This window comes from Synechococcus sp. MIT S9504, from assembly GCF_047497135.1.
In the GTDB taxonomy this organism is placed as follows: domain Bacteria; phylum Cyanobacteriota; class Cyanobacteriia; order PCC-6307; family Cyanobiaceae; genus Synechococcus_C.
The window spans coordinates 2,494,410-2,507,750 of record NZ_CP138942.1; the positions used below are offsets into that span (position 1 = coordinate 2,494,410).

Below are 13,341 nucleotides of genomic sequence, written 5' to 3' on the forward strand. Positions count from 1 at the left end.
TTGATCACGACATGAGGTTTTGCGTGTATGCCAAAAACTAGAGAGTTGTCCTACCAGAGGCTCAATTAATTACAATCAGAATGCTACTATTTGTTGCTAGTTTTATGCCAAAACGTCTTTCATGTATCACTGCTTTGCTGGCAGGAATAGCCGCTACCTCATCTTGCGGTGAAGCTAATAATAATAATTTTACAGCAAATGGAATGCCAATAAATCCACTTTGTTTAGCACTTACCTATGACTCAAGTTTTACTCCGTATCTTGATGAGCCTGACGATCTAAATATCAACAGAGTTCTAGACCTCAATGCATGCAATGTAAGCACGACAAAAGGAAGTATGACCGTTAATCCCAAAGAGGCTGGATGCCCGCGCACTCTAGAAAAAGGCGGCAAGGACTTTGCGTCTTATTCCTTCCCTTGGGGGGCAAATGATAACTACGACATGAACCAAAGAAAGGGTTGTCTTAGTTATGAATATATAGGGAAGTCTAAAAGTGGAATTGACGTCCTGCACGTAAGAAGTTTTGGTGGCGGAACAGGCCAATTTAGCAATATTATACTTGTAAAAAGAATCCCGATGAAGAGATACAATTTTGATGAAAAATTAGGGCATCAGTGGGACGAAGAAAACTTTATTGGATTGCTGAACGTAGGGGAAATCTGGGGCGGAGATCGCGCTAGTGGAAGCTTTTTAGAGATCAATTTAACTGGAAACAGATTAAATGGAACTCGGTATAGTCCAGACAATAATGCAACTGGAGGAACCAAAAGAGTAAATTTTTCATTTCAACTTCCTTGACTAGCGAAATACTTATTTCACCACTAATCGAAAATGTAAACTGGGTTCTGATCGATTCAGAAAAAGGCCTGACTATGCTTTAACAGTTGCAGCATTCCTCGCTGCAACACCGTCAGGCGTCGAGAGTGGCGGAAATGCTGAGGGCGGCAGATTCACTCCTCGCAGGGATGTGGATCGCTATGGCTGCTGTGGGGTCGCCTTATGGAGTTGAACATCAGGGCACCTATCCGTTAGGGGATGGAATTGCGGCGAGTGGCGATAAGTTGCATCAAAGTTAAGGGACATGAATAAAAATAGCAGCGTTGAAATCTGCTTCGTATCACACACGAATAAAAAAATCATGAATCATTGCCGGCACGTGCAAAAAAGCTTTACATTGGAATTGAATATTACGTAAATTGTTTTGTGGTGTATCCCTCGATAGCGGCACTTTTTATCGGCATAGGTCTCTCCATTGCTTCATCACAAGAGTCAAGCCTTGGGTTCTCAGATTGTTTTTTTAATGAGGAAAAAATTCCATGCACATATAAATCTACTGGCGATTCGAATGGGGGTAAAGAAGTTATCCGCATTCAATGGAAAGACGGCAAGAGCAATACTTACAGGAGCGTGCCATTCATGAAATCTGATAATCCTTCGACAGGAATACCTTGGAAATCAGGAAATGAGCCAATAAAGCTAGTGAAACTAAAGTTTGGCACTGTTTGGTTAACCTCAAATTCAACATTTGAAGATGAGCAAGGAGGAAGATGGCTGTATGCCTGCATAGCAGGTAGACATACTCGAGGAATGGATAGCCTTTACAACCCTAGAAATGGGAATGCAATTCGATTCCAGAATTCCGAGTGTGTGCCAATGGGTTAGTAGTTACCTTCAAAGCCTTTCCGAACTAATCCTCATCAATTCGAGAGATTTTTAAATTATGCTCGCAATTGTCTTTCTCGCTCTTAGCCTATTTATTGCTCCGCCCTCAGCGGAAGGTGTATCCAATAAATTTAATGCATGCTTCTTCAATAAACAAAAAATTCAATGCAATTTTGAGACAATCAAGCAAAAATCAACTAAGAAGATTTTGGCTTATAAAATTGTCTGGTCTGACGGCAGAAGCAATACATACAGGATTGTGCCTGGGGGACAATCTAATATTGTATTTACAGGCTTTCCATCGAAAAATCATACTGGGAGCCTTTACGTCCAGGATAAGCCAAGGCTAATTGACGAGCAAGGTGGATTATGGTTAATGGCATGCCTCTGGGGCAGTGGTTACCGAAACAACTGGAAAGCTCTTTATAATCCAGAGAATGATAATATAGTATTATATTTGTCGTCTAATATTGATTGCGAAGCATTTGAGGGAGGTTATGGGCCAAGGTAAATGAACCAATACCTGCTTCGTGATGGATCTCCGGCCCATCTTTTGACCGATCCGGGAGGTCACCCTCACCCGTAGCACCAATCATACGTCGAGCGGGTTGGCCACATCCGAGGGCAGTAGATTCACTCCTCGCCGGTCGTGGATCCGCTGTGTCCTTCTGGTCAGAAGAGCAACGGAATTCATCCAGCGGCTTGTTGGTCTAGACCCTTAAATGGTGCGCGCCGTTGATTACTAAAAGGGTTGATCATTAGTGGCTTGTGGGGCCGCGGTCGCTTTTAGATCTGTTCTTTCTTCCCCAAATTAGGGTCGCGTGAACATTGCGTTCCTACTTATACCTAGGCACTTGATTACATTATTGTTGTCAGAGTTTGTTAGGATGAAGCCAATATTACTTTCTCCAGGTTTGCTGTGATCTCCGGCATAATCCACCTCCCACGTTCCACCTAACTTGTCAGTGACCATGAATGAATAAGTTCCATGCCCAGGCTTATCCCAGACGTATGACATTCGTAGGCCGTCATCCCATACCAGAGTGAAATCACCGTCACTTTGATTGGTGTAATGGACCTCGGTCCACTTGCCCCCGTTGTATTGGCAGGGAATGCGCCGATTGATGACCTCAGCCTTTACAGCCATGGCTCCGAGGGTTAGGGCTACAGAGATAAGTGTGGTGCGGATCATTGCCTCGTTCCGAGGTATTTGATGGTGTTCCCGTTATCACGATTATTAAGGGTAAAACCGCCGGGGCCATGATTGGTGTAATCCCACCTTCCACCAAGCGTATCTGTGACATTAAAGTGCCCATCTGGACTTTGCCATCTGTACGTCATGCGGGGACCGTCGTCCCATTCGAGAGTGAATGTATCATTTCTACCCATGTTATCGATGTAATCGACCTGGATCCACTTACCACCATTGTATTGATAAGGTATTAATCGTCTCTCTCCAGCTACTACTAGTGAAACCACACTGCAAAGTGTAAGTGCTGCTGCTGTGAGAGTGGTTCGGACCATTGTTGTTGCTGTTTGAGTGTCCTTTGCTCCTCTCTAGCGAGCAGCTTGGCTTTCAGCTTTGGGTCGTCACCGGCAACCACAAGCATTCACAACTCATGTCATTCGCCTGGGCCGCGGTGCTATCACGCTCCACCTGATCCTGCTGCTCAGGGCGACTGGGCAAAGCTGGTGTCGGCGATCCATGCTGACCCCATTCGATCAGGTTGGCACAAGCTGGGAATATCCCGTTTCGCGTGTTCGGTCCCTTGGCGGGTTTCACCGTCACGAGCAGCCCAGCTGGCTGGCGATGGTTTCCGCACCGTAAAACGAACAGCAATGTCAATGAAATCTGCAACTGGGATGTCGTCGCCAAAGCGATGGAAGCCGCTGGTGCCACATCAAGTCAGATGTATATCTTTGCCAAAGCATTGGCAGCAGGAAAGTTCGACCCAATGCCCACCAGCTTCCCAGAAGCCCCGTACAGCATTTCGGCTGTAGCTGGCTGATCACAGCAGATCAAAGCCTCACCTCTGTGAGGCTCACCCACCCAATTAAAAACATGACTCCTTCAACTCAAACCCAAACCCGATTCGGCTTCAGCAACTTCGCTGAGACCTGGAATGGTCGTCTAGCAATGCTTGGCTTTGTAATTGGCCTTGCCACCGAGCTAGTCACTGGCCAGGGAATCCTCAGTCAAATTGGTTTCTGATCCCGTTCGATCGGGAAGACGCTCGTCTGCGTAATAGAGCTTTTCAGCCATGAGCTCACCAACCATCTCAATAAAAAACCCCGCTCTAGGCGGGGTGTGATTGAAGTGGGTTGTTTCGCCGGGAGATGGATCAGCACAACTAGACCGCCCTGCTTTTTCCTGTAAAAATCTTTATTGCTTTCAGCTAGCTCCCAATGGCTTTCGGCTTCCATGTTCCTTACCTATAGCTCTTCATAACCATTGTCTGATTAAAGGGACGGTCAGTGGAAGTGCTCACATGGAATACTCCGTCAACACAAGAAACCTCAAAGTGATTGTAATTGGGAATTTCGCACTCTAATCTATCTATGTTCTGAGTATTTGTTTCGTTGAATGCCTCAAAAACGCTGTCACGATTGAAGAAGTTTTTAATTAGTTGGGTCAACATGATTCATTCCCCTTCGATATATTCACCATCTCCGGAATCAATCGGATTCACATCGCCCGGATGGGTGAACGTGATGGCTGAAGGCTCCCCCAATCGGGGATCAGTTCACCCGGGAGCCGGTGTCGCCAAGGCTCCCGGTCAATCAAAAACCCCGCACTGGGCGGGGCTGTTGAGGTCGATTGGGAGGTGGGACTTTGCGCTGATTGATCAGCCCTCTAGCTTGGCGGGTTCGGCCTCGCCTTCTCTCAGTTCAGCGTCGATGATCATCACGGCAGCAGGGTTTTCTGCGGCGAACTTGACGCGACCCAGCAGGTAAGCGGCCTCGTGCTCAGAGAGACGCTGGTCGTCAACGATGGCATCGAGGAACACCGTGGTGCGGCGATCAATGTCCTTTTCTGCAGTGTTGTAAAGCTGCAGCACCGAAGCGGTGACATCAGCTTCCATGCGGAAGACGTTGGCAATGACATGCTCCACGTCGGTCCACTCCGTTCTGCATGGCTCGAGAGTGTCGAGCACAGGGCGCTGACCTCTGGAGATCAGATAGTCAGCAAACTTGGCAGCGTGCTGCTCCTCTTGCTTGGCCTCATCACGCAGATGTTCAGCAAAGCCGGTCAGCTCACGTTCAGCGAACCAGACAGCAGCAGCGAAGTAATCAGCAGCTGACTGACGCTCAAGGTTGAGATGCGCTTCCATCAGGTCGAGCATTTCAGCCGACATGGGCTCAGCCATGGCACGGCCTGCAGGACCGGTGGGGACATTGATGGGGGCTTGGATTTGTGAAGCTGTCATGTCTCTTCCTCTGGGAGGGATGCATCAGTTCTACATCACAAAAGAGCGAAAGATATGCGTAAAAACCGAACATTAAGCGATCAAAATATGCTTTTGAGAATCACATTCAGGAGCCCCAAATATATTGTTGAGAATCACAGTCAGGAGTGCAATCTGCTGCTGAGAATCAGTATCGATTGGTCGATATTGAGTGTTCGGTTAGCCACCAAAGAAATGGTGCCCTGAAGGTCATAGACCGGATGAGTTGTTTCCGGGAGTGTTGTGATAACTGCAGCATTGCTTTTGTGCGACTGTTCACCTTGCAAACACAGTTTTGAAGAATCGCGATCAATCAGGGCTGGCGGGCATTTCTGCTCGGAGGCTTGTGCCGAGGGGCATCCCAACATGGAGCGATGTGATGGCGAGCGAGGGGGCTGTTACTGCGGAATTGGAGCGCTGGAACTGCTCCTAGCGGCTACCGGCCACCGATTAGTTCGGTAGACGCTTAATAAAATCGGAACCACCATCGATGAGATTGCGGACATGAAGATTGGCTCAGTGATACCAGAAGGTGGCGACTGGGCCAAGCGGGTTCCGGTAGATCCACGCTGACACCGTTCGATCGGGAAGACCGTCAACTCAAACCAGATCCAGATCTGCCTGGGATCGATTTACGGAGCCATTGAAGTCAACGCTTCTGATCAGGCCCTTCTCTGCTTGAACTGACAATGCCGCATGAACCCAGCGACCGGAGGTCGCCTCATAACTGAGGACGTCATGACCTTCCGGATCGGTCAAAAGATGGACCCTAGATCCATCACGGAGCAGGTATTGGTTCATTGACTCAGAGATGCCAACGATTTATCTCACGGCACCCAAAGCAACGCAAGCAATGGTGAGCTGACCCGGATTGATCCGGGTTGAATCGCTGCGGTGTTCATCGCTGTGCAGGATAGTGCAGTTTGCATTGGTCGCTGCTCACATCACCGCCCGTAATGCAGTCTCTGTATTTCTGTGAGTCGTATTCCACAGCAGCAATTGATGCGGCAGAGACCAGTGCCAACAGAGAGGCGACAGCGATGCCACCAGCCCAAGAGCCTGTGTTTTTAGTTGGTTTGTCCATCGAGAATTTCCAACTAAAACCAACCTCTCCTGAATCCTTCCGCTCCAAATCCCCCAATCAGGTAATTTCCAATAGAGAAAGCACCTAGAGTTTTTCCATTCGAGGTTAAAAAGCTCCTGCCTAGTGATTCTATCGTCAATCTTCTGATCTTTAGAAACCTTTTCGATTACATATATTTTACGGATCGCAAAGCCAAATGCACTCTTATTTGCTATCAAGAGAACAACGTCACAATATGATTCAGACAGGAGTCAATTGCATGATCAAGGTTTTTTCTAACCAAATGAGAGAGCTTGTTGACACAGAGGTTCAAATTCAGCGTGTTGCATCCGGATTTGACTTCACCGAAGGGCCAATCTGGCATCCTCGCGATCACCACCTACTTTTTTCTGATATCCCTGGAAATTCACGTCTTCAATACTCATCGGACGGAGCGATAAGAGTAATGCGAAAACCTTCCAGCAAATGCAACGGAATGACTTACAATTCAGGTTTAAATCTTTTAGTTTGTGAGCATCTTAGTGCGTCAGTGGTCTTGGAAGGTGAAGATGGGCGCCGAGAAGTTTTAGCGACACATTTTGAAGGAAAGCAGCTCAACAGCCCAAATGACATTTGTTGTCGATCAGATGATTCAATCTATTTTTCTGATCCTACATATGGACGATTGCCTTGGTCAGGCGAGGAACGACCTCAGGATCTGGACTTCCAAGGTGTTTTTCGTGTGAGCGCAAATCGAGAACTTGAACTTCTAGTTGATAAAAATTGCTATCAGCAGCCAAATGGATTGTGCTTCTCCCCAGACGAATCGTTGTTCTATATTAATGACTCACCTAGAGCTTTAATAGATGTCTACAAAGTAGCTACTGATGGAAGCCTATACGATAAGAAAGCTTTTGCAAGGAACATTGGTGATGGCACTTTCGAAGGAGGAGTACCGGACGGAATGAAGTGTGATGAAAACGGAAATATTTGGGTCACAGGACCAGGAGGGCTCTGGATTTTCAATCCAAAGGGAGAGCAGCTTGGAATAATTGAAATCCCCGAGCATACCGCCAACCTTCATTGGGGCGGACCTGATTGGCATACATTATTTGTGACAGCAAGCACTTCTGTATATTCACTAACAACAAAAGTGGGTCCCCATATTGAAAGCTTCATGAGAACTTGAAGACTGCGATTCACGAAGTTTGACGAGACATATGCATGTGTTTAGCTTGAAGGCGATCAAGCAACTTCGGACAAGCTTCCTGAACCCATCCACTGATCAGCAATCAAAAACCCCTTGCTTGGCAGCGAGTGATGCTGCAACTGTTAAGGCATAATCAGGCCATCTTTCGGTAGCGATCAGAGACCAGCTCGCAGTTTCGATCGGCAGCATCACGCATTAGTGCCTGCTGAATTAATTTATTTCTAACCTCGTTTTTCGTATTCACTTAGGATATATTTTGCGATAAGCCTATGCTCTTCGGCGGTCCCGTCTCCTTTAATGAGATTTGCACGATAACTCATGACTTGAATATTTCGTTTTATATACCCTTTGCTTGAATCGATTCTGTCTAAGGACGGTTTATTGGCCCTATTGGCATCTGTCTCTTCAACGCCTCCCCATGTGCAGTCAAGCTTGATGCCAAGAATATGACAATGAGTAGGGATTGATATGTCGGTGACATTAACATCAAATTCTAAATTCTTCTTCTTGGCTCTATTCTTTGCTAATCTCAGCATCCATGCCTCAAGAGACCTTGACTTTCCGTGAAAGTAGTTCTCACTTTTGGATCGGACTTGATATTCGCCTGATCTAATTCGTTCTCTAATTTTGGCTTGTTGTATCTTTTTTTGCTCCCTGGCACAATAATGACATTTGCCATCTGCGGCTTTTCGCGCACATAGATGACCTTTAGGGCAAAGGGAATTATTAAAATAGTAAATAGAGTCAGTGGCTATAGCTTCACCAATTGTTTTTGGCAGCTCATCTAACATTTCTTGTGTCCAAACTATTCGACTAGGCATGACTAACCACATCAAGCCAATCAGCAACGAGATCATGCTCCTGAGCCTTTCCTGCCTTCTTTAATACATTTGCCTTATAAGAGATCACCACTGTGTTTTCCTTGGTGTATCCCTTGTTGGAATCTAAACGATCAAGGCTTGGGGCATTTTCTCTAGGTCTGCGATTCCCAGAATCCATGCGCTCAGCCCAGTCAAGCTCAAAACCAAAATAGGACAATGATTGGACAACTGCAAATCAGTTACTTTTAGATTAAATTCAATCCAACTTTCCTTAGATCTTTTCTTTGCGCTATATACAGGCTTGCAAGCTAACGCAAGCTTTGGGATTGGTTCGCCATTGTGCTTTCCCATTAAAAAAACCGTGGATTGTATTGGCTTGAGTATTTAATGAACGTGAGTATGTCTTGCATCCTTTTTGTTTCTTAAGCATATCGTGCCTTATCCAAAAGGATTTACCGCAATCACATCTAACTTTGATTTTTAATATATTTCTTCCTTTTTTGTTGAACTCTCGTTTTATTTTGCCCAAGGTTGTAAGGGATCCGCATCTGACTCCTGCTGGTGGTATTAATGCTTCTTTTTTCGATGGAACATTACTTGCTCTCCTTCTTCTCTCAGCACATTTTTGGTCCTTTCCCTTTTGCAAAAAAAGCATCCACCATTTACAAGCCAACAGGTGATATGCCCATTTTTACATTCAATGTTTGGAAAGCAATGTCTGGATTCCTCAGCAATCGCATCCTCTCTTGTCTTAGGAAGACTTTCTAACAGCTCTGGTATCCAGTCAATTCTCTTCACCATCAGCTTGCAACCACATAGCGGTATTTTTAAATAGAAATGCTTAGTGATTCCACAGGCATTACAAAAAGACCCCGGAATAGGGCCGCTGGATTGATTAGTTCAGACGTGCTCCAGCACAGCATCTTCCGAACCCCACTCGTAACTGGAGGAGTGGGAATCCACCTCATGGCCCATCGCGGCACAAATGACATCGTTGTGACGGCCTGCGTTGTGGGCTCTGACTGAATAAGCATTGCGGAAGCTGTAGGGCCGCACCCACAGGCCAATTGCCTCGTACTTTGCAATCAGCTCCTTCCACTTCGGCTGACGCATCAGGAAGGTGCGCAGGGCGTACTTATCCGCCAGTGACGGCAGCGGCAGCTGACTGATGGACATTGCACCGGCCAGGTCCCACTGCTCCAACTCACCGGCAGCATTGGTGAGCGGCATGGGCATCAGCCACCGAGGCTTGCCGTTGCGCTTCTGTGCTGCCTTCAGATAGGTGCACTTCAAGGCAGGCTTGCCCGTCTGTGGGTGGGCCTGGACAACAAGGTTGTCCTCACGCAGCTCCTCCGGTCGCAAGCCCAACAGGGCGAGCAGCTTGATCGCATTGGACCAACGCTCACCGGAAGGTGTCTTGGGCAGGCTGGCGATCAGATCCAAGATCTCAACGTCGGTAAGGCAGGCATCCTCACGCCGGGTCGAACCTTCACCACGCAGTCTCCGGGCCTTGCAATCAGTCAATGTCCAGCTGGCTGCAGGCATGTTGTGATCCTCCACAGCGAACTCAAGGAAGCTGTTCCATGCTGCGACCGCTTTCTCACGGGAGCGTGATTTGCCCTCCCAACGCTTGACCACCTCTTCGACAACGCCAGCAACGTTCACGGGGCCGCCAGGGCTATTCAGCAGCTCAACGCCGTACTCAAGGAACGGCTGATAGTTATCGCGCCAGGTCACCGGCTTGAGCTTGCGGGTGAGCTTCAGGTCCTCGTGGAACAGCTTGAGCAGATCAGGCCAGATCGTTGCGGATGTCGGCTTGGGCTGTTTGGCGGAACCAAGCTCACGATCCAGTGCATCAGCGAGATCGACACCGGACTTCACGGAGTCGTGCAGGCGGGTGATCAAGGCTGTTGCTTCAGGCACGGTGTCAGCAGCCCAGGCAATGGGCAATGTCTTGGTGACACCGTTGGCACCACCGGCGCCGGAACGAACAGAGAGGCGAATGGAACCGCGTGATTCTTTGACGGACCAGCCCTTAAGGCAGGCCCCTCGGAGTCTTGCGACCCACTTGGGTGATTTGGCTTGAGACATAAAACAGGGCCGGATCAAGTCCGGTCGTGTCTTCACCACTGACGCGGGCGGAGGTCGCGAATCAAGGGATCAACCCCTCAGCAGGATCAACATTTGCATGGAAAGTGGGCACAGAGTGGGCACGCTCGGGGGGGGGGGTTTGCAGTGGGCACGCCGTGCCCATTTCCTGAAATCCCTTGCGATAACTCAACGGGGCTGGCGGGACTCGAACCCACGACCTACGGTTTAGGAAACCGTCGCTCTATCCAGCTGAGCTACAGCCCCATCAAAAGTCATTATGGGGTTTGAAAGCAGGAGAGGTGATCGCAACCGAAGACCAGCCTCGTGCTGAGCTGCGGTTGAGGAAAGTCCGGGCTCCCCGATGGCCAGGCTTGCTGGGTAACGCCCAGTGCGGGTGACCGTGAGGAGAGTGCCACAGAAACACACCGCCGATGGCCGGTTCGCCGGCACAGGCAAGGGTGCAAGGGTGCGGTAAGAGCGCACCAGCAGCATCGAGAGGTGCTGGCTAGGTAAACCCCGGCCGGGAGCAAGGCCAAGGAACGACGACTGGCCATCTGTCCCGTTCCGATGTGTGAGCCGCTAGAGGCCGCCGGAGACGACGGTCCCAGATAGATGATTGCCCCCTTCCCTCGGGAAGGAGAACAGAACCCGGCTTACGACCTGCTTTCACACTTTTAAGGGAACTGCTCAGAGCACATGAGCCCACCAACTCGGCCACTGCAGCAGCTCTGGGAGACGCTGAATCAGGCCTCCAAGAACCTTGAAGCGGCGGACTTTGCCCTGTTGCAGGAAGCACTCACCCACACCTCCAGCGGCCTGAAACCTCATCACGAGCAGCTGGAATTTCTCGGTGATGCGGTGTTGCGGCTCACCGCCAGTGAATTCATCGCCTCCGCCTATCCCCAGATGCCCGTGGGTGAACGCTCCAGCCTCAGATCCCAACTGGTGAGTGACCGCTGGTTGGCGGAGCTGGGCTCAACAATCGAGATCGAGCGCTGGTGGCGGATCGGCCCCAAAGCCAGTGGCGACAGCACAGCGGCAGCCACCATCCGAGCAGAACTCAGCGAAGCGCTGATCGGGGCGCTGTACAGAATCAATGGGCTGACCGCCGTGCAGCAATGGCTGACCCCACACTGGCAGCGCAGCGCTGAGGCCGTTCTCTCCGACCCCCACCGCGGCAACTGCAAATCCGCCCTTCAGGAATGGAGTCAGGGTGAGGGAGTGGGGCTGCCCACCTACAGGAGCGAAGAGATGAGCCAACGCCATGGTGACCTGCGCCGCTTTCGCTGCAGCGTGACCCTGCCGCCGCGGATCAAAGCAGAAGGATGGGGCCGCTCACGGCGTGAGGCTGAACAGCAGGCCGCCCGGGCTGCTCTGAATCAGCTGACCGGCAGCTGAGCGAAGCCCTGCAGCTCAGCCCCGCACTGGTCGCAATGGCTGGCCTCGCGGCGATGGTCGCGATGACCGCAGCTGCTGCAGAGTCGCCTGTCCAGACGGGCCTGCTGAATCGATTCCACCGTGACGATGCCAGTGGGGATGGCAATGATCCCGAAACCCAGCAACATCACCACCGCCGCCAGCAGACGGCCGAGAACGGTCTGCGGCACAAAATCGCCATAACCCACCGTGGTCATAGTGACGATGGCCCAGTACACACCCTGACCAACGGTCTGAAACTGGGTGTCGGGATGACCGCTCTCAATCAACACCATCAGATAACCCAGCACCACCTGGGCCATCACCACAAAAAACAGAAACACGCCGATGCGGCGAGCACTGGCGCGCAGGGCACGGCCCAGCATCTGTGCCTCATCGAGAAAGCGCAGCAGCTTGAACACACGCAGCACGCGGGCGAACTTGAAGACCCACAGCACCAGGCCACTGCGGATCTGCGGCACGAAAAAAAACAGAACCGCTGAAAGATCAATCAGCCCGTAAAAGCTGCGCGCATACACCCATGGCTTCGGCGACACCCACAGATGCAGCAGGTAATCCGCCATGAACACCAGCAGGCAGAAGTTTTCGAGTGTTTCCACCCAGACAGGAATTTCCCCAGGCGTTGCCACGCGCATCGGGTGCGGTTCAACCAGCAGTCCTGCCACGCTCAGCAGGATCGTCCCGAAAATCACCAGGTTGTAAATCCTGCCTGGACGGGTATCGGAATCGAGAACGACTCGCCGGAGCCGCTGGCGTAGAGCGACCTCCATCGGCGTCAGTCTGCGCTGAGATCTTTGAGCCGCAGGGTGACGAGCTTGTCCCAGTTGCCGCCTTCAAACAACACGGCGGCCCGGTCGCCACTGATGCGCTGCACGAAACCGGTGTAGCCGTTGTAGATGGAACGCTGATCCACCACCGTCACCGTGGCACCGGGCAGGATCGGAGCGGCGGAAGCCATGAAATCGCAGGGCAGTCGTGGGGTCATTATCGACAAATGCCTCCACAGCTGTCATCCATGGCCCCAGACTCCGATTCCCAGACAGCATCAACTGCTGAAGAGTGGCTGACCGTGGGCAAAGTTGTGGGGGCTCAGGGGCTGCGCGGCGAGCTGCGCGTGAACCCAGCCAGTGATTTCCCCGAACGCTTCACCAAGCCAGGGCCTCGTTGGCTGCAGCGCAAGGGCGCAGCACCACAGGAGATCACGCTGACCAGCGGTCGGCAACTCCCCGGCCGCAGTCTGTTCATCGTGCGTTTCAAGGGGATCGACAGCCGCAGCGCTGCAGAAGCGCTGGTGGGTCAGACGCTGCTGGTGAGTGCCGATGACAGGCCCGAGCTTGAGGAGGGAGAGTTCCACCTGCTCGACCTGGTGGGCCTGGAAGCCCGTCTGGATGCGAACGACAACGCTGTGATCGGCAGCGTGAGCGATCTGATCAGCGGAGGCAACGACTTGCTGGAAATCACGCGGCCAGATGGGCGAAAGTTGTTGATTCCTTTTGTGGAGCAGATCGTTCCAGAGGTGCATCGGCAAGAAGGCTGGCTGCTGCTCACCCCTCCGCCGGGACTGCTGGACCTGTGATACCCGCCGGGTGTCAGCAACGAAAAAGCTGCG

Annotated in this window: 13 protein-coding genes, 1 tRNA gene and 1 other RNA gene; 9 read left to right on the forward strand and 6 right to left on the reverse strand. The window is 50.8% G+C overall.

What is annotated here, in order from left to right; all coding sequences use genetic code 11:
- Nucleotides 1–104: 104 nt before the first annotated feature.
- The 5 genes from SIB58_RS13735 to SIB58_RS13755 all read left to right on the forward strand — a co-directional run bounded on the left by SIB58_RS13735 (nucleotide 105) and on the right by SIB58_RS13755 (nucleotide 3,876).
- Nucleotides 105–800, forward strand: coding sequence for a hypothetical protein (locus SIB58_RS13735; protein WP_156486735.1), 696 nt, complete (start codon nucleotides 105–107; stop codon nucleotides 798–800).
- A 348-nt stretch (nucleotides 801–1,148) separates the two neighbouring features.
- Nucleotides 1,149–1,664, forward strand: coding sequence for a hypothetical protein (locus SIB58_RS13740; RefSeq protein WP_156486736.1), 516 nt, complete (start codon nucleotides 1,149–1,151; stop codon nucleotides 1,662–1,664).
- Nucleotides 1,665–1,722: 58 nt separating this feature from the next.
- Complete coding sequence (locus SIB58_RS13745; protein WP_066904959.1) at nucleotides 1,723–2,175, forward strand: hypothetical protein; 453 nt, start codon at nucleotides 1,723–1,725, stop codon at nucleotides 2,173–2,175.
- Between the two features lie 1,216 nt (nucleotides 2,176–3,391).
- Nucleotides 3,392–3,673, forward strand: coding sequence for a hypothetical protein (locus SIB58_RS13750; RefSeq protein ID WP_414494960.1), 282 nt, complete (start codon nucleotides 3,392–3,394; stop codon nucleotides 3,671–3,673).
- 53 nt (nucleotides 3,674–3,726) lie between these two features.
- The gene (locus SIB58_RS13755) at nucleotides 3,727–3,876 is read left to right on the forward strand and encodes a chlorophyll a/b-binding protein (protein ID WP_414494666.1); all 150 of its coding nucleotides are present in this window, start codon (nucleotides 3,727–3,729) and stop codon (nucleotides 3,874–3,876) included.
- A 634-nt stretch (nucleotides 3,877–4,510) separates the two neighbouring features.
- Here the strand turns inward: SIB58_RS13755 and SIB58_RS13760 are convergent.
- Complete coding sequence (locus SIB58_RS13760; RefSeq protein ID WP_414494667.1) at nucleotides 4,511–5,092, reverse strand: ferritin; 582 nt, start codon at nucleotides 5,090–5,092, stop codon at nucleotides 4,511–4,513.
- A 1,361-nt stretch (nucleotides 5,093–6,453) separates the two neighbouring features.
- Between SIB58_RS13760 and SIB58_RS13765 the strand changes: the two genes are divergently transcribed.
- Entirely contained in the window at nucleotides 6,454–7,362 is a 909-nt protein-coding gene (locus tag SIB58_RS13765) for an SMP-30/gluconolactonase/LRE family protein (protein ID WP_074159351.1), read from the forward strand.
- 242 nt (nucleotides 7,363–7,604) lie between these two features.
- Here SIB58_RS13765 and SIB58_RS13770 read toward each other — a convergent pair whose 3' ends face one another.
- The 3 genes from SIB58_RS13770 to SIB58_RS13780 all read right to left on the reverse strand — a co-directional run bounded on the left by SIB58_RS13770 (nucleotide 7,605) and on the right by SIB58_RS13780 (nucleotide 10,559).
- Complete coding sequence (locus SIB58_RS13770; protein ID WP_067327298.1) at nucleotides 7,605–8,240, reverse strand: hypothetical protein; 636 nt, start codon at nucleotides 8,238–8,240, stop codon at nucleotides 7,605–7,607.
- Nucleotides 8,241–9,104: 864 nt separating this feature from the next.
- Nucleotides 9,105–10,295 carry a hypothetical protein gene (locus tag SIB58_RS13775; RefSeq protein WP_067327290.1) on the reverse strand — a complete coding sequence of 397 codons (1,191 nt, stop codon included), beginning with the start codon at nucleotides 10,293–10,295 and terminating at the stop codon, nucleotides 9,105–9,107.
- Between the two features lie 190 nt (nucleotides 10,296–10,485).
- Nucleotides 10,486–10,559: transfer RNA gene (locus SIB58_RS13780), tRNA-Arg, on the reverse strand.
- Nucleotides 10,560–10,581: 22 nt separating this feature from the next.
- On the opposite strand from SIB58_RS13780, the gene rnpB reads away from it, so the two are divergent.
- Both rnpB and rnc read left to right on the forward strand, forming a co-directional pair.
- Nucleotides 10,582–10,967: RNase P RNA component class A (gene rnpB, locus SIB58_RS13785), an RNA gene on the forward strand.
- A gap of 24 nt (nucleotides 10,968–10,991) precedes the next feature.
- Complete coding sequence (gene rnc, locus SIB58_RS13790) at nucleotides 10,992–11,693, forward strand: ribonuclease III (RefSeq protein WP_067327288.1); 702 nt, start codon at nucleotides 10,992–10,994, stop codon at nucleotides 11,691–11,693.
- Here the strand turns inward: rnc and SIB58_RS13795 are convergent.
- Complete coding sequence (locus SIB58_RS13795; protein ID WP_066910171.1) at nucleotides 11,675–12,502, reverse strand: ion transporter; 828 nt, start codon at nucleotides 12,500–12,502, stop codon at nucleotides 11,675–11,677. The genes rnc and SIB58_RS13795 overlap by 19 nt on opposite strands.
- Before the next feature lie 5 nt (nucleotides 12,503–12,507).
- Entirely contained in the window at nucleotides 12,508–12,690 is a 183-nt protein-coding gene (locus tag SIB58_RS13800) for an NAD(P)H dehydrogenase subunit NdhS (protein WP_066910270.1), read from the reverse strand.
- Between the two features lie 57 nt (nucleotides 12,691–12,747).
- On the opposite strand from SIB58_RS13800, the gene rimM reads away from it, so the two are divergent.
- Nucleotides 12,748–13,308 (forward strand): ribosome maturation factor RimM, encoded by a 561-nt coding sequence (rimM, locus tag SIB58_RS13805; RefSeq protein WP_067327308.1) that lies wholly within the window; start codon nucleotides 12,748–12,750, stop codon nucleotides 13,306–13,308.
- The last annotated feature ends 33 nt before the right edge of the window (nucleotides 13,309–13,341 follow it).